Here is a 19,398-nt window from a genome sequence, read left to right on the forward strand (position 1 = left end):
GGGGTCCTTGCCTTCGGGGGACGAGGGAGGTCGACGGGTCGAGCGGTCGCGGCGCCCGGGACCCCGGGCGCCGCGACGCGTCAGTACCGGTCGACGGCGGGCGGCTCGGGCGTCGGCAGCACGCTGCCGGCCGTCGCCTCCCACGCCTCGGTCCAGGTGCCGTCCTCGAACGACTGCTCGAGGACGTCGTTGATCCACATCCGGAAGTCGGTGTCGTCGAGCGCGAGGCCGATGCCGTACGGCTCCTCGGTGAACGGGTCGCCGCGGACCTCGAACGCCGGGTCGTCGGCCGCGAAGCCGGCGAGGATGACGTTGTCGGTGCTCATCGCGTCGACCTGGCCGTTGCGCAGCGGCTCGAGGCAGTCGGAGTAGGCGCCGAACGGCACGACCTCCGTGTCGGGGAAGTTCTCCAGCAGGTTCGCCTCCGGCGTCGACCCGGCGACGGTGCAGACCTTCTTGCCCGCGAGGTCGTCGGGGCCCTGGATGTCCTCGTTGTCGGCGAGCGTGAGGATCGACTGCCCGGCCTGGTAGTACGGACCGGCGAACGACACCTTCTGCTTGCGCTCGTCGTTGATGGTGTACGTCGCGACGACGATGTCGACCTGGCCGGACTCGATGAACGACTCGCGGTTGGCGGACACCGTCTCCTTCCACTCGATGCCGTCCTCGGGGATCCCGAGCGCCCCGGCGATGATCTTGCCGATCTCGACGTCGAAGCCCTCGGGCGTGCCGTCGGGGCCGACGAGGCCGAACAGCGGCTGGTCGAACTTGGTGCCGATGGTGATCGAGCCCGCCTCGGCGAGCTCGGCCATCGTCGAGCCCTCGGGGAAGTCGGCGGCCTCGACGTCCGACACCTCGGGGGTCGAGCCCCCGTCGGTGTCGTCGGATCCGCCGCAGGCGGCCAGCGTCAGGACGGCGGCGGCGGCGAGGGCGATCGGGCCAGCGGTACGGGTTCTCATGTCGGGCTCCTGGGGTCGCGTCGGGGTGCGTGCGTCTCGGTCGGTGCCGGTCGGGGTTCGTGCGGGTGGTGCTGCGGGCGCGGGGGCGCCCGGGCTCAGTGGGTGAGGATCTTCGACAGGAAGTCGCGCGCCCGCTCGCTGCGGGGGGCGGTGAAGAACGTCTCGGGGTCGGCCTCCTCGACGATCGCCCCGCCGTCCATGAACACGACGCGGTCGGCGGCACGGCGGGCGAAGCCCATCTCGTGCGTGACGACGACCATCGTCATGCCCTCCGCCGCGAGGGACGTCATGACGTCGAGGACCTCGTTGATCATCTCGGGGTCGAGCGCGGAGGTCGGCTCGTCGAACAGCATGACCTTGGGCTCCATCGCGAGCGCGCGGGCGATCGCGACGCGCTGCTGCTGTCCGCCGGACAGCTGGGCGGGCAGCTTGTCCGCCTGGCTCGCCACGCCGACGCGCTCGAGCAGGGTCATCGCCCGCTCCTTGGCCTCGCGGCTGCCGAGGCGGCGGACCTTGCGCAGCCCGAGGGTGACGTTCTGCAGCACGGTGCGGTGGGCGAACAGGTTGAACGACTGGAACACCATGCCGACGTCGGCGCGCAGCCGGGCGAGGGCACGGCCCTCCGCGGGCAGCGGCTCGCCGTCGACCGTGATCGTGCCGGACTCGATCGTCTCGAGCCGGTTGATCGTCCGGCACAGCGTGGACTTGCCGCTGCCGGACGGGCCGATGACGACGACGACCTCGCCGCGCCGGACGGTGAGGTTGACGTCCTGGAGCACGTGCAGCGCGCCGAAGTGCTTCTCCACGTGCTCGAGGACGACCAGGGGCTGTGTCATCCCTGGAACCTATGAGGCTCGTGTTACCTGCGCCACCTTTTGAGGTCACAGATCGGAAACAGCCCGGTCATGTGGACACCTCAGGCAAGTCATCGCTGCGGAGGGCGGAGACCGGCGGACGTACCCTGGTCCGCGATGAGCACGACGACCCCGCCCCCCGTCCTCGTGGCCCCCGACGCCCCCACGTCGCCGGCCGGCGAGCCCGCGCGCACGTACCTGGTCAAGACCCTCGGCTGCCAGATGAACGTGCACGACTCCGAGCACATGGCCGGCATGCTCGAGCAGGCCGGCTACGTCGCCGCGTCGCCCGAGGCCGCGGCGGCGGAGGAGGCCGACGTCATCGTCATCAACACGTGCGCGGTGCGGGAGAACGCGGCCGACAAGCTGTACGGCAACCTCGGCCGGCTCGCCGGTGCCAAGCGCGCCCGCCCCGGCATGCAGATCGCCGTCGGCGGCTGCCTCGCCCAGAAGGACCGCACCGGGATCGTCGAGCGCGCGCCGTGGGTCGACGTCGTGTTCGGCACGCACAACCTCGACGTGCTGCCGGTGCTGCTGGAGCGCGCCCGGCACAACGAGGCGGCGCAGGTCGAGATCGAGGAGTCCCTCAAGGTCTTCCCGTCGACGCTGCCGACCCGCCGCGAGTCCGCCTACGCCGGCTGGGTGTCCATCAGCGTCGGGTGCAACAACACCTGCACGTTCTGCATCGTGCCGCACCTGCGCGGCAAGGAGCGCGACCGCCGGCCGGGCGACGTGCTCGCCGAGGTGGCCGCGCTGGTGGACCAGGGCGCGATCGAGGTCACCCTGCTCGGCCAGAACGTGAACTCCTACGGCGTCGAGTTCGGCGACCGGGGCGCGTTCGCCAAGCTGCTGCGCGCCGCGGGCGCGATCGACGGCCTGGAGCGGCTGCGGTTCACCTCCCCGCACCCGGCCGCGTTCACGGACGACGTCATCGCCGCGATGGCCGAGACGCCCGCCGTGATGCCCAGCCTGCACATGCCGCTGCAGTCCGGCTCGGACCGGGTCCTGCGCGCGATGCGCCGGTCCTACCGGTCGGAGAAGTTTCTCGGCATCCTCGACCGGGTCCGGGCGCAGCTGCCGGACGCCGCGATCACCACGGACATCATCGTGGGCTTCCCGGGGGAGACCGAGGAGGACTTCGTCGAGACGCTGCGCGTGGTCGAGGCCTCGCGGTTCTCCTCGGCGTTCACCTTCCAGTACTCGCCGCGCCCCGGCACGCCGGCCGCCGACCTGCCCGACCAGCTGCCCAAGGCGGTCGTGCAGGAGCGGTACGAGCGGCTGATCGCGCTGCAGGACCGGATCGGCCTGGAGGAGGCGCAGCGGCAGGTCGGCCGCACCGTCGAGGTGCTGCTCGCCGAGGGCGAGGGCCGCAAGGACGGCGAGACCCGCCGGCTGTCGGGCCGCGCCGCGGACAACCGGCTGGTGCACCTCGCGCTGCCCGCCGGGCTCGCAGCGGCCGACGCGCCCCGCCCCGGGGACCTCGTCACGGTCGACGTCACGCACGCCGCGCCGCACCACCTGGTCGCGGACTCCGCGGTCCACGGCGGCACGTTCGCCGTGCGCCGGACCCGGGCGGGCGACGCCTGGGAGCGGCGCCAGGCGGGCGAGGACGACCACGCGCACGGCGGCGCGGGCGACGCGTGCGGGACGGGCGGCGCGGGTCCGGCCGCGCCGGTCCTGCTGGGGCTGCCGACGCTCGGGCGGCGCTGAGCCCGACGGGGAGCGGGCCCCGGCGCGGCGGCGCCGCTCAGACCTGCGGCGGCAGCAGCTGGTCGAACGACGCGAAGCTCTGCACGCCGGTGCCCAGCCCGCAGGACACGAGCTGGTCCAGCTGCTCGGCGGTCACGCCGTGCTCCAGGTCGGTCGACACCTCGCTGTACACGGCGAGCTGGCCCTCCTCCTCGCGGAGGTAGAGCTTCGGCCAGATGCGCTCGCGGTTCCAGTCGTTGAGCGCCAGCGTCACCGCGCGGCGGCTGTCGACGGGGAGCTGCCGGTGCCACCGGCCGCGCACCTGCAGGATCTCCCGCTGCTCGCCGAGCAGCAGGAACCAGAACCGGGAGTCGTTCCACACGCCCGTGAGGTCGCCGTCCTCGTCCACCCGGTAGTGGTAGCCGCGCGCGGCCAGCGTCGCCGCGACCCGGTCGCGGGTCAGCGGCGTCGGCCGGGCCTGCAGCGGCACCCGGCGCTGCGGGGCGGGGGCGGCGCCGCGCTCGCCGAGCACCCGGGACAGCCAGCCCGGCGTGCGGGGCGCGGTCACGGGGCCACCGCCGCGGGGTCGGGGTAGAGCTCGTCGATGGCGTCGAAGAACGTGCTCGACGTGGACAGGCCGCAGAACAGGATCTGGCTGAGCTGCTCGTCGGTCGCGCCGTGCTCCAGGTCGGTGGAGACCTCGGCGACGACGTGCACCATGCCGTTGTCCCGCACCCGGACGTACGCCTTGGGCCAGATGCGCTCGGCGTTCCACTCGGTGCAGGCGTCGAGCACCTCCTCGAGCCGCTCGATCGCGATCTCGCGGTTCCACTGCCCGCGCACCTGCACGATCTCCTGGTGCTCGCCGAACAGGAAGAAGTAGAACAGCCGGCCGCGCCACAGCCCGCCGAGGTCGCCGTCGTCGTCGGTGAAGTAGTGGAAGTCGTTGCGCTCGAACCACCGCACGATCCGCTCGGTGCTCAGCGGGGTGGGGCGGCCGTCGTCCACGGCCACGCCGCCGGGTTCCGACCCGCGCGCGCCACCCCGACCCGGGTTGGCGGGGACCGGCGCGGCCTCGCGGCCGCTCGCCGGGCGGCCCGGTCCGCGGCGGGGGCGGCGGTTCCCGAACAGACCCATGCGCACACCATACGCGCGGGCGCCGACGCCGCCAGCGTGGTCACCCCCCGTTCACCGGATCGGACATCTCGGGCGGCAGTGCGTCCGCGCGATCGGGTTAGGCTCGTGCGGGACGGGCCGTCGCGTGCCCGCCACCAGCACCGACGCAGCCCGCGGGGTCGACACGGCCCCGCACGACACCCACGAGGACGCCATGGGTTTCTTCACCAAGCCGGACGCCGCGGCGTCCGTCCCCGGACCGCAGCCCCTGTCGCACCAGCGCGTCATCGACGTGCTCGACGCGCGCGAGATGAACTACGGCGTCGACGACGACGGCGACATCGGCGGCTACTGGGACGGCCACCTGTTCTACTTCTTCCGCCTCGGTGGTCAGCAGGAGTACCTGCAGACCCGCGGCCGGTGGAACCGCCGGGTCGGCATCGACCAGTACGCGCGCGTCGTGGACCTGGTGAACACCTGGAACTCGGAGAAGCTGTGGCCGAAGGGCTACGTGCGGGCCGAGGACGACGTCGTCGGCGTGTACGCCGAGCACACGGTCGACTACGAGCACGGCGCGACCGACGAGCAGATCGACCTGCACCTCGCCTGCGGCATCACCACCGCGCTCAGCCTGTTCGAGCACCTGGACGAGCAGTTCCCGGCCGAGGCCGCCGCGGCGAAGGCCGCCGAGGCCGCCGCGCAGGGGGAGTGACGCACCGCCGATGACGGACCCCGCGGCGCGGGCGTTCCAGGTCGACCTGCACGGCGTGGTCGACCTGCTCGCCCGGCACCTGTACTCCGGCCCCCGGGTCTACCTGCGCGAGCTGCTGCAGAACGGCGTCGACGCGATCACCGCGCGCCGCGCCGAGGACCCGGGCTGCCCGGCCACCGTCCGGCTGCGGCCGCAGCCGGACGGGTCGCTGCTCGTCACCGACTCCGGGGTCGGCCTGACCCGCGCCGAGGCGGAGGAGCTGCTGGCGACCGTCGGACGGTCGTCCAAGCGCGACCTCGACCTCGGGGTCGGGCGCGAGGAGTTCCTCGGGCAGTTCGGCATCGGCCTGCTGTCGGGGTTCATGGTGGCCGACTCCATCGAGCTGGTCTCCCGGTCCGCGCGCGACCCGCAGGCGCCGGCCGTGCGCTGGCGCGGGCACGCCGACGGCTCGTACGACCTGGTGGAGCTGCCGGACGCCGGGCTGCCGCCCGGCAGCACCGTGCGGCTGCGGCCGCGGCGGGACCTGGAGCACTGGCTGGCCGGCGAGACGGTCGCGGCGCTCGCGGCCGAGTTCGGCTCGCTGCTGCCGGTCGACGTGGCGGTGGAGGTACCGCTGGGCACCGCCCCGACGGCGGACCCGGCCCCCGCACCCGGTGCCCGGGACCCGGTCCTCGACCTGCCCGCCGACGGCGCCGCTCGCCCCGGCCACTCCTGGCGGCGGGTCTCGGCACCCGAGGCGCCCTGGGCCCGCACGTACCCCGACGAGGCCGCCCGCGCGCAGGCGCTGGCCCGGTACTGCGAGCAGACCCTCGGCTTCACGCCGCTGGCGCACATCGACCTGTCCGTGCCGCTGGCCGGCGTGCAGGGGGTCGCGTTCGTGCTGCCCGCCGCGGTGCCCCCGGGCGGTGGCGGGTCGCACCGGGTCTACCTCAAGCGGATGCTCCTCGGCGCACGCGTCGACGGGCTGCTGCCCGAGTGGGCGTTCTTCGTCCGCTGCGTCATCGACGCCTCGGGCCTGCGCCCGACCGCGTCGCGCGAGGCGCTGTACACGGACGAGGTGCTGCTCGCGACGCAGGAGGCGCTCGCGGACGCCGTCCGGTCCTGGACGCTGCGCACCCTCGAGTCGTCGACGGCCCTCGCGCGGGAGTTCGTGAGCACGCACCACCTCGCGGTGCGCTCGCTCGCGCTGACCGACGACACGATGCTCGACCTCGCGGCGCGGATCCTGCCGTACGAGACGACCGACGGGACGCTGACGCTCGCCGAGGTCGCGGCGGAGCACGGGCAGGTGGTGTTTGCGCCCACGCTCGAGGAGTACAAGCGGATCGCGCCGGTCGCCCGGGCGCAGGGGCTCGCCGTGGTGAACGCGGGTTACGTGTACGACGCCGACCTGCTGGCGCGGCTCGCCGCCCGGGGCCCCGGGCGCGGTCTCGGCGAGGTGCGGCCGCTCGGCGCCGGTGACATCGCGCAGGTGCTGGCCCCCGTGGCCCCCGAGCGCGAGCTCGCCACCCTGGACGCGGTGCGGGCGGGCGGCGACGTGCTGCGTCCGCTCGACACCGAGCTGGTGCTGCGGGCCTTCGAGCCCGCGGAGCTGCCCGCCGTCCTGCTGCACGACCGGGACGGCGACCACCAGCGCGACCTGCAGGCGGCGATGGCCGAGGCCGACGACGTGTGGAGCGACGTGCTGGCCGGGTTCGCCGCGCCCGCCGCCGCGCGGCGGCTGGTGCTCAACGACGCCAGCCCGCTGGTGCGGGACCTGCTCGACGCCCCGCCCGGGGAGGTGTTCGCCGCGGGCCTGCGGTCGCTGTACGTGTCGGCGCTGCTGCTGTCCGGCGAGCCGCTGCGCGCGCGGGAGTCGGAGCTGATGACCGGGTCGATGTCGGTGCTGCTGCGCGCGGGCCTGCGCGGGACCGGCGCCGGGCACGACGAGGGGGTGCCGGGCGCGCTGCCCGGCGCCGACGACGAGGCGGCCGGGGGACCGGCCGGGGAGGAGCGCGCGTGACGCGCACGCTGGACGACGCCAACCGCGAGATCACCCGGGTGCGGCAGATGCCGTACGGGCTCGCGCGCACCCAGGCGGCGGAGCGCCAGGTGCGGCTGGTCGACGCCGAGGGGCCCGACGCCGCGCGCGCCTACGCGCTGAGCACGCTGGTCGAGGCGTACCAGTGGGGCGGGGAGGTCGACCGCTCCTTCGTCGCGTTCGCGCGGCTGCTGCGCTGGTGGGACGAGCACCCCGAGCACTTCGACGCCCAGGACCGGCACGGGCTGTTCTGGTCCTTCAAGTGGATGATCTCCGGGCTCGCCGACTTCCCGACCGTGCCCGCCGAGCAGATCGACCGCACGCTCGCCGACATGGAGCGCCGGTACGCGCTGGCCGGGAACGGCATGGACGCCGTCGCCTACGAGCGGTTCGCGTGGGCGCGCCAGCGGGGCGCCGCCGACGTCGAGGCGGCGTACCAGGCGTGGGTCGCCACCCCGCGGGACGACTTCTCCCAGTGCGAGGCGTGCGACCCGGGCGACCGCGCCGCGTGGCTGCTCGCCACCGACCGCCCGGAGGAGGGCATCCGGCTCATCGAGCAGACGCTCGCCGAGGACCCGTCCTGCGCGTCCGAGCCCGCCGACATGCTGTCGTACCTCGCGGAGGCCTACCTGGACCAGGGCCGGCCCCGCGACGCCGCCCGCACCCACCGGCGCGCCGTCGCCGCGCTGGCCGAGGCCGAGTCCGACATGGTCGGCGCCCGTGGCCGCCGGGTGCGGCTGCTGGCGCGGGGCGGGCAGGCCGAGCGGGCCGTGCGCGCCATCGAGGCGGACCAGCAGTACCTCACGGGCGGGGACACGCCGTACTCGCGGCTGGCGTTCGCGCGGCTGGTCGGCGCGGCCACGCACGTGCTGCGCGGGGCCGGGCGGGGCGACCTGCCGGTCCGGCTGACGGCCGTGCCCGCGACGACGGTGGCCGAGCTCGACGACTGGCTGCGGGTCGAGGCGACCGCGCTGGCGACGCAGTTCGACGCGCGGAACGGCACGACCGCGGAGAGCGAGTCGGTCGCGCGGGCCTGGGAGACGGAGCCGGCGGCGGACGTGCTGGACCTCGACGTGCTGCCGCGCGGGCTGGCGGCGGGCGCGGGGCGCACCGGCGCGTCCGTCCGCCCGGCGGGTCCCCCGGCGCGGGTGCCCGGCGACGCCGCCGACGCGGGTGCGGGCGGCGACGCGGGGACCGGCGACGCCCGGCGTGCGGCCCCGGCCGACCCGGCGGAGCTCGTCGCCGAGGCGGAGCGCCTCGCGGCGGCCGGCGACCTGGAGCCCGCCGCGGGCGCCTACCTCGACGCGGCCGTGGCGTTCGAGAGCGCGGGGCTGCTGACCGAGTCCGGCTTCGGCTACGCGGAGGCCGCCCACTGCGCCCAGGTGCTCGGCGACGACGACGGCGCGGCCTCCGGGTACGCCGCGGCGGTGGCCCGGCTGCGCGCCGCGGACGTCCCGCCGACCGTGGTGACGCCGGTCGTCGTCGCGTGGGCCGGTGCCGCCGCGGTGACCGGCCAGGCCGAGGCCGTGCTCGCCGAGGTGGACGGGCTGCTGACCCGGCTGGGGGCCGACGCGCCCGCCGACGACGACCGCGCCCCGGAGCTCGTGGCCCGCGAGCAGGCCGAGCACCGCCGCGCCGCCGCGGACCTGGACGACGCCGCCGCGCGCCTCCTGGCGACCCTGGGTGGCCCGGAGCGCAGCGCGGCCGCGGCCGGTCGGGCGCAGGCGGCCGCCGAGGCGTACGCCGGGCTCGGGGCGCTCGCGGACGCCGCGCACGCGTTCTGGCTCGCGGGCCGCCTGCACGACGGGCTCGGCCACGTCGAGGACGCGGTGTGGCACCTGGAGTCCGCGATGGAGGGCTTCGCCGCCGCGCGGCAGCGCGCCCCGCACGGCGAGGTGGCGAACGCGCTGGTGGACGTCCTGCGGCGCTCCGGCCAGGACGCCCGCGCCGACGACCTGGCCCGCACCCTGACGACCTAGCGCGGCGCCGCCCGCGGGCGGGGCCGCCGCGCCCCACGCGCCGCGCCCGCGCGGGCTCGCCCGCGCGGGCTCGCCCTAGCGGGTCAGCCGAGAACGCGGACGACGTGGGTTCGCGGGGGTGGAACCCCGCGGGGGGTGCAGGGTCGGCGGAGGTGGCGCCGGGGCGGGGAGCGGGTGCCGGGCGGGATACGGTCGGGGGGTGAGCCTGGCCGTGGTGTTCCTGCCCGACACCGCCCTGCTCGTCCCCGGGGCCGCCGGGCGGGCCGACCCGGCCTCCGGGCTGCGGGACGCGGCGGCGGCGGCGCTCGCGGACCTCGCCGACCCGGAGGCGACGGGCGGCCGGGTGCTCGTCGTCGCCCCGGCCCGCCGGGACCGGTTCCTGCCGCACCCCGTCGCGCCGGGTCTCGGCGCCGCCGGTCTCGACCTGCCGGGCGCGGCGCCCGCCGGGGACGGGGCGGTGCTCGCGGACACGCCCGCCTCGGTCGCGCTCATGCTGCTCCGGGCCGCCGGGGTGTCCGCGCCGGTCGACGTGCTCGAGATCGACCGGGCCGCCGCCGACGCCCCGGCCACCGCCGCTGTCGCCGCCCCGGGTCCACTGCGCGCCGTGGTGGTCGTCGGGTCGCTGAGCGCCCGGCACGGGCCCGACGCCCCGCTCGCCGACGACCCGCGCGCCCCGGGGGCCGACGACGCCCTGCTCGCGGCGCTCGCCGGCGGTCCGGTCGCGCTGGCCCGGGCGCTGGACGACCTCGGCGCCGACCGCGCACGCGACCTGGCCGTCTCCGGCTGGGCGCCGTGGCGGGCCGCGCTCGCGCTGCTGGCCGCCCACCTCGGCCCGGAGCCCGCGCGCGCGGGGTCCGCGACCCCGTACGCGGAGGTCGTCGCGGGCGCCCAGCACGTCGTCGCCGCCTGGCGGCCCGACCCGGCGCGGCCCGCCGACCCGGCCTCGCCCGGCCACCCCGCCCCGCACCACCCCGAGGAGCCCCGTTGACCGTCGTCGTCGCCGTGGTCGGCCCGACCGCGACCGGCAAGTCCGACCTGGGCGTGGCCCTCGCGGAGCACCTGGGCGGCGAGGTGGTCAACGCCGACGCCCTGCAGCTCTACCGCGGCCTCGACATCGGCACCGCCAAGCTCACCGTCGCCGAGCGCCGCGGCGTCCCGCACCACCTGCTGGACGTGCTCGACCCGCACGAGGACGCCACAGTCGCCGCCTACCAGCGCGACGCGCGCGCGGCCCTGGCGGACATCGCCGCGCGCGGCCGGCGCCCGGTCGTCGTCGGGGGGTCGGGGCTGTACGTGCGGTCGCTGCTGGACCGGATGGAGTTCCCCGGCACCGACCCCGAGGTGCGGGCGGCCCTGGAGGCGCGCGCGGAGGCCGAGGGCGCCCGTGCCCTGCACGCGGAGCTCGCCGCGGCCGACCCGGTCGCCGCCGAGAACATCGGCCCCCGCAACGCCCGCCGGATCGTGCGGGCGCTCGAGGTCATCGCGCTCACCGGGAAGCCGTACTCCGCCAACCTGCCGGGGCACGACTACGAGGTCCCCGCCGTCCAGATCGGCCTGGACTGCGACCGTGCCGTGCTGGACGAGCGCGTGCAGGCGCGGGTCGACCGGATGTGGGCCGCCGGGCTGGTCGACGAGGTGCGTGGCCTGGTCGAGCGGGGCATCGGCCGCACGGCCTCCCGCGCCGTCGGCTACGCCGAGGTGCTGGCCGCCCTGCGCGGCGAGCTCACCGAGGACGAGGCCCGCGCCCAGGTGGTCGCCGGCACCCGCCGGCTCGCCCGCAAGCAGATGGGGTGGTTCGGCCGGGACCCGCGCGTGCACTGGCTCGACGCCCGCGACCCGGAGCTGGTCGACCGGGCCCTCGCTCTCGTGGCCGCGGCCGACTCCGGGCAGCTCGGGCTCGCCACGGACGACCCGGCCCCGCGCCGTAGTCTGGGCTCATGACCGCTCCCGCCGCGTCCCCGGCCGCCCGCGCCCTCCCCGGCTCCGTCGCGGCGCTGCGCGTGACCAAGGGCCACGGCACCCAGAACGACTTCGTGCTGCTCGACGGCCGGACCGGCGTCGCGCTCGACGCGGACCTGGTGCGGGCGCTCGCCGACCGGCGCGCCGGCATCGGCGGGGACGGCGTGATCCGGCTGGTCGCCAGCGCCGAGCTGCCCGAGGGCGGCGCGGTGCTCGCGGAGGACCCGGCCGCGACCTGGTTCATGGACTACCGCAACGCGGACGGCTCGATCGCGGAGATGTGCGGCAACGGCGTGCGCGTCGTGGCCGAGTACGCCCGCGCCCTCGGCCTCTGGGACCCCGCGGCGGGCGAGCTCGTGCTCGGCACCCGCGCCGGCGTCCGCCGCGTCCGCGAGGCCGCCGGCCCCGCGGGTGAGACCTGGTACGCCGTGGACATGGGGGAGTGGCGCCTGCCCGGCGGGCCCGAGGCCGCGGCCGCCGGGTCGGACGCGCAGGTCGAGGTGGCCGGGCTCGCGGTGCCGCGCCCGGCGCTGAGCGTCGACCTGGGGAACCCGCACACGGTCCTGGCGCTCGCCGACGACGCCGAGCTGGCCGCCGCCGACCTGACCCGCGCCCCGGCCGTCGACCCGGTCCCGCCGCACGGCACCAACGTCGAGCTCGTCGTCCCGCTCGGCGAGCAGCGGCTCGACGACGGCACCGTCGTCGGCCGCGTGCGCATGCGGGTGCACGAGCGGGGCGTCGGGGAGACGCGGTCCTGCGGCACGGGCGCGTGCGCCGCGGCGCTCGCGGTCCGGGCGTGGGCGGGCCCGCAGGCTCCCGACGTGTGGCTGGTGGACGTCCCCGGGGGCACCGTGCGCGTCGCGACGCTGCCGGACGGGCACGTCGAGCTCGCCGGGCCGGCCGTGCTGGTCGCGGACCTCGACGTCGACCCGGACGCCCTGCGCCGCTGACCCCGCGGGCGGGCATCGCGGGCGCCCCGCGGAACACCGCGCCCCGGGCGGGCGTTGCACACGGCGTGACCGACCCGACCGCTGCGCCCGCCCTGACGGCGGAGGACCTGCGCCGCCCGCTGGGCCGGGACGCGACGTTCCTCCAGCTGTCCTCGGGCTTCTGCGCGCCGTGCCGGGCCACCCGCAGGGTGCTCGAGCGGGTCGTCGCGACCCAGGACGGCGTCGCCCACGTCGAGGTCGACGTGGCGCACCGGGCCGACCTGGCCGAGCGGTTCGCCGTCACCGAGACACCGACCGTGGTGGTGCTCGACGCCGCCGGCGTCCCCGCGCTGCGGGTCACGGGAGTGCCGTCGCTCGCGCGGGCGCGCGCCGCCGTGTCGGCCGTCCGCGCCGAGGGCTGATCGCGCCGAGGCCTGACCGGACGACGCCGAGGCGGCGGCCCCCTGGGAGCGGCCCGTGCGTCGCGCTCAGCCGGCCGCGACCACGCGCAGCACCCGGAACCCCCGCGTCGTCGCCACCCGGTCCACGGCGGCGACCCCGTCGAGCTCCGTCGCCAGCCAGCGCAGCAGCGAGTCCGACCCGAGGTTCTTGGCCACCACGAGGTACGCCTCGCCGCCCGGCACCAGCCGGCGCAGCCACTGCCGCAGCATCGCGTGCAGCGTCTCCTTGCCGACCCGGATCGGCGGGTTCGACCAGATCGCCGCGAACCGCACGTCGTCCGGCACGTCCTCGGGCCGCGCGGCCCGCAGCCCCTCGATCCCCAGCCGCGACGCGTTCCGCCGCGTCAGGTCGAGCGCCCGCTCGTTCACGTCGACCGCCCACACCCGCGCGTGCGGGGCCAGCAGCCCGAGGCTCAGCGCGACCGGTCCCCAGCCGCAGCCGAGGTCGAGCAGGTCGCCGTCGCGGGGCGGGTCGGGCACATGCTGCAGCAGCACCTCGGTCCCGCCGTCCAGGTGGTCGGGGGAGAACACGCCGCCGGCGGTCTCGACCTCGACGTCCCGGCCGGCGAGGTGCACGGTGCGGGCCCGGCGCTCGTCGGGGGAGGCGGGCTCGGCGGTGAAGTAGTACTCGGTGCCGGTCACGCCGCGACCCTACCGGTCGTGCCGTGGCCCGCCCCGCCCGGCCGGGGCGCCCGTCCGCCGGTGGCGAATAGCCTCGCGCCCGCCGTCGCGGCGCGCGACACTGGTACCCGGGCCGCCGACGACGGCCGCCCGCCGCCGACAGCGAAGGAACCGCGTGAACGACCCCCAGAACCCCACGACTCGCGAGCAGGACGTCCCGGAGACCGGGGTCGACGCGCAGCAGGCCGCGCGCGACGCCCAGCGGGTCGCCGACGACGTCGTGGCACGCGTGCTCGCGCGGGCGGGCACGGCGGTCCACGACGGCGCGACCGTCCACACCACGCACGACGGCGAGCAGCTGGACCTGGAGGAGCGCACGTCGCTGCGCCGGGTCGCCGGGCTGTCCACCGAGCTCCAGGACGTCACCGAGGTCGAGTACCGGCAGCTGCGCCTCGAGCGCGTCGTGCTGGTCGGCATCTGGGGCGCCGCGGGCACCACCCAGGAGCAGGCCGAGATCTCGCTGCGCGAGCTCGCCGCGCTGGCCGAGACCGCGGGCTCCACGGTGCTGGACGGGCTGCTGCAGCGCCGGCAGAACCCGGACCCGGGCACCTACCTCGGCTCCGGCAAGGCCGCGGAGCTCGCGGGCGTCGTGCTGGCGGCGGGCGCTGACACGGTGGTCGTGGACGGCGAGCTCGCCCCGTCCCAGCGCCGCGCGCTGGAGGACGTGGTGAAGGTCAAGGTCGTCGACCGGACGGCCCTGATCCTCGACATCTTCGCCCAGCACGCGAAGTCCCGTGAGGGCAAGGCGCAGGTCGAGCTCGCGCAGCTCGAGTACCTGCTCCCGCGCCTGCGCGGCTGGGGCGAGTCGATGTCCCGGCAGGCCGGCGGCCAGGTCGGCGGCGCCGGCGCGGGCATGGGCTCCCGCGGGCCCGGTGAGACCAAGATCGAGCTGGACCGCCGGCGCATCCGCAACCGGATGGCCAAGCTGCGCCGCGAGATCGCCGCGATGGAGCCGGCCCGGCAGACCAAGCGCGCGTCCCGGAAGAAGAACGCGATCCCGTCGGTCGCGATCGCCGGGTACACCAACGCGGGCAAGTCCTCGCTGCTGAACCGGCTCACCGACGCGGGTGTGCTGGTGGAGAACGCCCTGTTCGCCACGCTGGACCCGACGGTCCGGCGCGCGCAGGCCGCGGACGGCCGGGTGTACACGCTGGCCGACACCGTGGGCTTCGTGCGGAACCTGCCGCACCAGCTGGTGGAGGCGTTCCGGTCGACGCTGGAGGAGGTCGCGGACGCGGACCTGGTGCTGCACGTCGTCGACGCGTCGCACCCGGACCCGGAGGGGCAGATCGCCGCGGTGCGGCACGTGTTCGCGGACATCCCGGGCGCGATGGACGTCCCCGAGATCATCGTGCTGAACAAGGCCGACCTGGCGGAGCCCGAGGCGCTGGCGCGGCTGCGGTCGCGCGAGCACGGCGCCGTCGTCGTGTCCGCCCACACCGGCGAGGGCATCGACGCGCTGCAGGAGGTCGTCGCCGACCAGCTGCCGCGGCCCGGCGTGACGGTCGACCTGGTGATCCCGTACGACCGGGGCGACCTCGTGCACCGCGTGCACGAGACCGGCGAGATCGACGCCGAGGAGCACACGCCGCAGGGCACCGCGCTCCGCGGCCGGGTCGACCAGGCGCTGGCGACCGAGCTCGCCGCGGCGGCGGTCGAGCGCGGCTGACGCGTCCGGGTGCGGGGCACCTCCGGTTGTCGGAGGTGTCCCCGCACCCGACTACCCTGTCCGGGTGCCTGATCCCGTAGACGTCGACCACCTGCTCGACGTGGCGGTCGCGGCGCTCGGCGGCTCGCCCCGCGAGGGGCAGCGCCGGATGGCCCGCGAGGTGGCGGACGCCGTCGAGAAGGGCGACCACCTGCTCGTCCAGGCCGGCACCGGCACCGGGAAGTCGCTGGGCTACCTCGTGCCCTCCGTGCGGCACGCCGTGCTCGCCGACGAGCGCGTGGTCGTGTCGACCGCGACCCTCGCGCTCCAGCGCCAGGTGATGACCCGCGACCTGCCGCTGGTCGCCGACGCCCTGGCCCCCGAGCTGCCGCGCAAGCCCCGGATCGCGCTGCTCAAGGGCTGGCACAACTACGTCTGCGTGCACAAGACGTCGGGTGGGTACCCGCCCGACGACCAGGGCATGCTGTTCGACCTCGGGGACCGCGGCGCGGCAGAGCACCCGTCGACGCCCGACCCCGCCGACGGCGAGGACGCGGGCAAGGAGTCGCTCGGCGCGCAGGTGGTCCGGCTGCGGGAGTGGGCCGAGGCGACCGAGACCGGCGACCGCGACGACCTCGTGCCCGGCGTGACCGACCGGGCGTGGCGTCAGGTGTCCGTCACGTCGCTGGAGTGCCTCGGGCAGCGCTGCCCGCTGCTGGAGGAGTGCTTCCCCGAGCGCGCCCGCGCGGCGGCCCGGACGGCGGACGTGGTCGTGACGAACCACGCGATGCTCGGCGTCGCCGCGTCCGGCTCGCCGCACGTGCTGCCCGAGCACCAGGTGCTCGTGGTCGACGAGGCGCACGAGCTGGCCGACCGGGTCACGGCGCAGTCGACCGCGGAGCTGTCGGTCGGCAGCGTCGAGCACGCCGGCCGGATGGCCCGCCGGCACGGCGGCGTCGCGACCACCGAGCTCGACTCGGCCGCCACGGCGCTCGGGGCCGCGCTCATCCACCTGCCCGAGGGCCGGTTCACCCAGGGGCTCCCGGAGGGCACCCGGCAGGCGGTGGCGATGGTCCGGGACGCCGCCCGCGGGCTGCTCAGCGCCCTGCGCCCGGAGAAGCCCGCCGCGGGCGAGGCGGCGGCCCCGGCGGACAGCGGGCTCAAGATCGCGTCGTCCGCGGTGCTCGCCCTGTTCGAGGTCGCCGAGCGGATGGCGGCCGACGCCGACGACCAGCGGTACACCGTGCTGTGGTGCTCGCGGGCCGAGCGGGACGGGGCGACCCGGCTGTACGCCGCGCCGCTCGCCGTCAACGGGCTGATCCGCACGCACCTGCTCGCGGGCCGGGCGTCCGTGCTCACCTCGGCGACGCTCAGCCTCGGCGGCGAGTTCCGGTCCATGGCCCGGAGCATCGGGTTGGAGGGTGCCGGGGAGGCCGCGGCGGCGACGGCGACGGCCGCGACCGTGGCGGTGTCCGCGCCGGGCGGGAGCGAGGGCACGACCCTCGACGTGCCGAAGCCGGCCGCGACCCCGGCCCCCGCGTCGCTGCCGTGGCACGGCAGCGACGTCGGGAGCCCGTTCGACTACCCGAAGCAGGGCATCCTCTACATCGCGCGCCGGCTCCCGCCGCCCGGGCGCGAACCCGCCACCGACGCCCAGCTCGACGAGATCGAGGCGCTGATCACCGCCGCGGGCGGCCGGACGCTCGGTCTGTTCTCCTCCCGGCGCGCCGCGGTCGCGGTCGGCGAGGCGATGCGCGAGCGGCTCGACGTCCCGGTGCTGGTGCAGGGCGAGGACCAGCTCCCGACGCTCGTGCAGCGGTTCGCCGCGGACGAACCGACCTGCCTGTTCGGCACCCTGTCGCTGTGGCAGGGCGTCGACGTGCCGGGGCGGTCGAACCAGCTCGTGATCATCGACCGCATCCCGTTCCCGCGGCCCGACGACCCGGTGAAGTCGGCCCGGTCGGAGGCGGTGGCGGCGTCCGGCGGCAACGGCTTCATGTCCGTGGCGGCCACGCATGCCGCGCTGCTGCTCGCCCAGGGCGCGGGACGCCTGATCCGGTCGACGGACGACCGGGGCGTCGTGGCGGTGCTCGACCCGCGGCTCTCGACGGCCCGGTACGGGGAGTTCCTCACCCGGTCGCTGCCGGCGTTCTGGCGGACGACGGACCGCGAGGTGGCGCTGGGTGCCCTGCGCCGGCTCGCGGAGGCCCCGATCGCGCCGACGGCCTGACCAGCGGTCCCGTGGCCCGCGACGCGCCCGGGGGCCCGGGCCGGCGCGCGCCCGCACGCGTCCGCCCGCTAGCCTCGTGACCAGCGCGCCGGCCGGTGCGCGTGCACGGAGCAGCAGGTACGGGAGGATCGCCGTGAGCGAGCAGATCGACGACGTCGAGAGCGACGAGCTGGGTCTGGCGAACGCCCCGCTGCCGCCCCGCCGCACCACCAAGCTGGCGGTCGTCGGCGCCGGAGCGGTCGGGTCGACGATGGCGTACGCGGCGCTCATGCGCGGCGCCGCCCGCAGCGTCGTGCTCTACGACATCAACAAGGCGAAGGTCGAGGCCGAGGCGCTGGACCTGGGCCACGGCATCCAGTTCATGCCGATGGCCGAGGTGATCGGCTCGGACGACATCGCCGCCTGCGCGGACGCCGACGTCGTCATGATCACGGCCGGCGCGAAGCAGAAGCCGGGCCAGACCCGGATCGACCTGGCCGAGGCGACCATCTCGCTGGTCAAGAAGATCCTGCCCTCGCTGGTCGAGGTCGCCCCGAACGCCGTGTACGTCATGGTGACCAACCCGGTCGACATCGTCACCTACGCCGCGCTGAAGTTCTCCGGGCTGCCGCCGACCCAGCTGTTCGGCTCCGGCACCGTGCTCGACTCCTCGCGGCTGCGGTACCTCATCGCCCAGTACACCGGCGTGGCCGTGCAGAACGTGCACGCGTACATCGCGGGCGAGCACGGCGACACCGAGCTGCCGCTGTGGTCCTCGGCCACGATCGGCGGCGTGCCGATCCTCGACTGGAACGCCATCGAGGGCCACGTGCCGCTGACCCACGAGGTGCGCGAGTCGATCGCCCGGGAGGTCGTCGAGTCGGCGTACCGGATCATCGCCGGCAAGGGCGCGACCAACTACGCGGTGGCGCTCGCGGGCTCGCGGATCATCGAGGCGATCGTCAAGGACGAGCACCGGATCCTGCCGGTGTCGTCGCTGCTCGACGGGTACCACGGCATCAGCGACGTCTGCCTGTCGGTCCCGACGGTCGTCGGGCGCTCCGGCGTCGGCGAGCGGCTGCAGGTCCCGATGTCGACCGACGAGCTCGCGGGCCTGCGTCGCTCGGGCGAGCAGCTGCGGGCGGTCGCCCGCCGGTTCGGGCTCTAGGCCGTGCGCGGGCGCGGCACCCGCACGTGCGGGTGCCGCACCGCGGCGGCGGCCTCGCGCAGCGCCGCCACCGCGGCGACCACGGCGGGCACCCGCGCGGTGCCCGCCTCGCCGACGGCCTCCACGAGGCGCGCGGCACCGGGCCGGGCGGGGTGCACGGTGACGCCCGGGTGCGGCAGCGCGGCCAGCGCGAGGCCGGGCAGCGTCGTCACGCCGAGGCCGGCCCGCACGAGCCCGAGCACCGCCAGGTAGTCGTCCGTCGCGAAGTCCACCCGCGGGGCGAACCCGGCCCGGGCGCAGGTGCCCACCAGCTGGGCGCGGCACTGCGGGCAGCCGGCGATCCACGGGCGGTCGGCCAGCCCGGCGAGGTCGACCGGCTCCCCGGGCGCGCGCCCGTCGGACCCGGGCAGCACGACCACCACGTCGTCCCGCAGCAGGGGGACGCGCCGCAGCCGGTCGTCGTCCGCCGGGAGCGGGTGCGGTCCTGCGTCGCGGAACGTCACGGCGACGTCCACCCGGCCCGCGGCGAGCTCGGCCAGCGCCTCCGGCGGCTCCGCCTCCACGAGCGTGACGCCCACCCCCGGGTGGGCGGCCCGCAGCGCGGCGAGCGCGGTCGGGAGCAGCGTGGCCGCGGCCGAGGGGAACGCGGCGACCCGGACGCGTCCGGCGCGCAGGCTGGCCACCGCGGCGACCTCCTCCAGGGTCGCGTCCAGCGCGGACTGCACGGCCGGGGCGTTGCGGGCGAGCACCTGACCGGCCTCGGTCAGCCGCACCCCGCGACCGGCGCGCACGACGACCGGCGTGCCGACCAGCCGCTCGACGGCGCGCAGCTGCTGGCTCGCCGCGGGCTGGGTCAGCCCGAGCTCCCGCGCGGCGGCGGTGACGCTCCCGGTGTCCTGGACGGCGCGGACGAGGCGCAGCGCCGCGGCGTCGAGGCTCCGGGAGACCATGCGGCAAGCATAAGCGCACGGCATGCATCGATGAGAAACACGCCGTTGCGCGCATGGGTGCCGA

17 protein-coding genes are annotated in these 19,398 nt (G+C 76.5%); 11 read left to right on the forward strand and 6 right to left on the reverse strand.

What is annotated here, in order from left to right:
• Positions 1–80: 80 nt before the first annotated feature.
• Positions 81–959 carry a glutamate ABC transporter substrate-binding protein gene (locus FS882_RS11265; protein ID WP_158373151.1) on the reverse strand — a complete coding sequence of 293 codons (879 nt, stop codon included), beginning with the start codon at positions 957–959 and terminating at the stop codon, positions 81–83.
• A gap of 95 nt (positions 960–1,054) precedes the next feature.
• Positions 1,055–1,795, reverse strand: coding sequence for an amino acid ABC transporter ATP-binding protein (locus tag FS882_RS11270; protein ID WP_158373152.1), 741 nt, complete (start codon positions 1,793–1,795; stop codon positions 1,055–1,057).
• Between the two features lie 135 nt (positions 1,796–1,930).
• Between FS882_RS11270 and miaB the strand changes: the two genes are divergently transcribed.
• A complete protein-coding gene (gene miaB, locus FS882_RS11275) occupies positions 1,931–3,523 on the forward strand; it encodes a tRNA (N6-isopentenyl adenosine(37)-C2)-methylthiotransferase MiaB (RefSeq protein WP_158373153.1) in 1,593 nt (530 codons plus the stop codon).
• Positions 3,524–3,560: 37 nt separating this feature from the next.
• Here the strand turns inward: miaB and FS882_RS11280 are convergent, their stop codons facing one another.
• Together FS882_RS11280 and FS882_RS11285 are read right to left on the reverse strand one after the other, a co-directional pair.
• A complete protein-coding gene (locus tag FS882_RS11280) occupies positions 3,561–4,070 on the reverse strand; it encodes a YbjN domain-containing protein (RefSeq protein ID WP_262348229.1) in 510 nt (169 codons plus the stop codon).
• Positions 4,067–4,639, reverse strand: a complete 573-nt coding sequence (locus FS882_RS11285; protein ID WP_158373154.1) for a YbjN domain-containing protein — start codon at positions 4,637–4,639, stop codon at positions 4,067–4,069. The genes FS882_RS11280 and FS882_RS11285 overlap by 4 nt, the downstream gene beginning before the upstream one ends.
• A 124-nt stretch (positions 4,640–4,763) precedes the next feature.
• Here FS882_RS11285 and FS882_RS11290 point away from each other — a divergent pair, with 124 nt between their 5' ends.
• The 7 genes from FS882_RS11290 (at position 4,764) to FS882_RS11320 (ending at position 12,639) form a co-directional block, all read left to right on the forward strand.
• Entirely contained in the window at positions 4,764–5,330 is a 567-nt protein-coding gene (locus FS882_RS11290; protein WP_262348230.1) for a YbjN domain-containing protein, read from the forward strand.
• Positions 5,331–5,340: 10 nt separating this feature from the next.
• On the forward strand, positions 5,341–7,332 hold the full coding sequence (locus tag FS882_RS11295; RefSeq protein ID WP_158373155.1) for an HSP90 family protein: 1,992 nt from the start codon (positions 5,341–5,343) through the stop codon (positions 7,330–7,332).
• The gene (locus FS882_RS11300) at positions 7,329–9,329 is read left to right on the forward strand and encodes a hypothetical protein (RefSeq protein WP_158373156.1); all 2,001 of its coding nucleotides are present in this window, start codon (positions 7,329–7,331) and stop codon (positions 9,327–9,329) included. Before FS882_RS11295 ends, FS882_RS11300 begins: the two co-directional genes overlap by 4 nt.
• Positions 9,330–9,528: 199 nt before the next feature.
• Complete coding sequence (locus FS882_RS11305) at positions 9,529–10,317, forward strand: hypothetical protein (protein WP_158373157.1); 789 nt, start codon at positions 9,529–9,531, stop codon at positions 10,315–10,317.
• Complete coding sequence (gene miaA / locus FS882_RS11310; RefSeq protein WP_158373158.1) at positions 10,314–11,270, forward strand: tRNA (adenosine(37)-N6)-dimethylallyltransferase MiaA; 957 nt, start codon at positions 10,314–10,316, stop codon at positions 11,268–11,270. Before FS882_RS11305 ends, miaA begins: the two co-directional genes overlap by 4 nt.
• Positions 11,267–12,238 (forward strand): diaminopimelate epimerase, encoded by a 972-nt coding sequence (gene dapF / locus FS882_RS11315; protein ID WP_158373159.1) that lies wholly within the window; start codon positions 11,267–11,269, stop codon positions 12,236–12,238. The genes miaA and dapF overlap by 4 nt, the downstream gene beginning before the upstream one ends.
• Before the next feature lie 65 nt (positions 12,239–12,303).
• The gene (locus FS882_RS11320; RefSeq protein WP_158373160.1) at positions 12,304–12,639 is read left to right on the forward strand and encodes a thioredoxin family protein; all 336 of its coding nucleotides are present in this window, start codon (positions 12,304–12,306) and stop codon (positions 12,637–12,639) included.
• 66 nt (positions 12,640–12,705) lie between these two features.
• Here FS882_RS11320 and FS882_RS11325 read toward each other — a convergent pair whose 3' ends face one another.
• A complete protein-coding gene (locus tag FS882_RS11325; RefSeq protein WP_158373161.1) occupies positions 12,706–13,320 on the reverse strand; it encodes a class I SAM-dependent methyltransferase in 615 nt (204 codons plus the stop codon).
• Between the two features lie 154 nt (positions 13,321–13,474).
• Between FS882_RS11325 and hflX the strand changes: the two genes are divergently transcribed.
• From hflX to FS882_RS11340, 3 genes are all read left to right on the forward strand, one after another.
• Positions 13,475–15,028 (forward strand): GTPase HflX, encoded by a 1,554-nt coding sequence (gene hflX, locus FS882_RS11330; RefSeq protein ID WP_154730661.1) that lies wholly within the window; start codon positions 13,475–13,477, stop codon positions 15,026–15,028.
• A 64-nt stretch (positions 15,029–15,092) separates the two neighbouring features.
• Positions 15,093–17,237 carry an ATP-dependent DNA helicase gene (locus FS882_RS11335; protein WP_262348231.1) on the forward strand — a complete coding sequence of 715 codons (2,145 nt, stop codon included), beginning with the start codon at positions 15,093–15,095 and terminating at the stop codon, positions 17,235–17,237.
• 145 nt (positions 17,238–17,382) lie between these two features.
• A complete protein-coding gene (locus tag FS882_RS11340) occupies positions 17,383–18,384 on the forward strand; it encodes an L-lactate dehydrogenase (RefSeq protein ID WP_410053277.1) in 1,002 nt (333 codons plus the stop codon).
• On the opposite strand, the gene FS882_RS11345 is transcribed toward FS882_RS11340, so the two are convergent.
• Positions 18,381–19,334, reverse strand: a complete 954-nt coding sequence (locus FS882_RS11345) for a LysR family transcriptional regulator (RefSeq protein WP_158373162.1) — start codon at positions 19,332–19,334, stop codon at positions 18,381–18,383. The two genes, FS882_RS11340 and FS882_RS11345, sit on opposite strands and share 4 nt — an antisense overlap.
• Between the last annotated feature and the right edge of the window lie 64 nt (positions 19,335–19,398).

Source organism: Cellulosimicrobium cellulans (genome assembly GCF_007679345.1).
Classification (GTDB): Bacteria; Actinomycetota; Actinomycetes; order Actinomycetales; family Cellulomonadaceae; genus Cellulomonas; species Cellulomonas cellulans_A.

What these genes read in the sequence shown, in the direction of transcription:
- FS882_RS11295 (WP_158373155.1), top strand. Translation starts at nt 5,341, where the DNA reads ATGACGGACCCCGCGGCGCGGGCGTTCCAGGTCGACCTGCACGGCGTG.
- FS882_RS11270 (WP_158373152.1), bottom strand. Translation starts at nt 1,795, where the DNA reads ATGACACAGCCCCTGGTCGTCCTCGAGCACGTGGAGAAGCACTTCGGC.
- FS882_RS11265 (WP_158373151.1), bottom strand. Translation starts at nt 959, where the DNA reads ATGAGAACCCGTACCGCTGGCCCGATCGCCCTCGCCGCCGCCGCCGTC.
- FS882_RS11345 (WP_158373162.1), bottom strand. Translation starts at nt 19,334, where the DNA reads ATGGTCTCCCGGAGCCTCGACGCCGCGGCGCTGCGCCTCGTCCGCGCC.
- dapF (WP_158373159.1), top strand. Translation starts at nt 11,267, where the DNA reads ATGACCGCTCCCGCCGCGTCCCCGGCCGCCCGCGCCCTCCCCGGCTCC.
- FS882_RS11285 (WP_158373154.1), bottom strand. Translation starts at nt 4,639, where the DNA reads ATGGGTCTGTTCGGGAACCGCCGCCCCCGCCGCGGACCGGGCCGCCCG.
- miaB (WP_158373153.1), top strand. Translation starts at nt 1,931, where the DNA reads ATGAGCACGACGACCCCGCCCCCCGTCCTCGTGGCCCCCGACGCCCCC.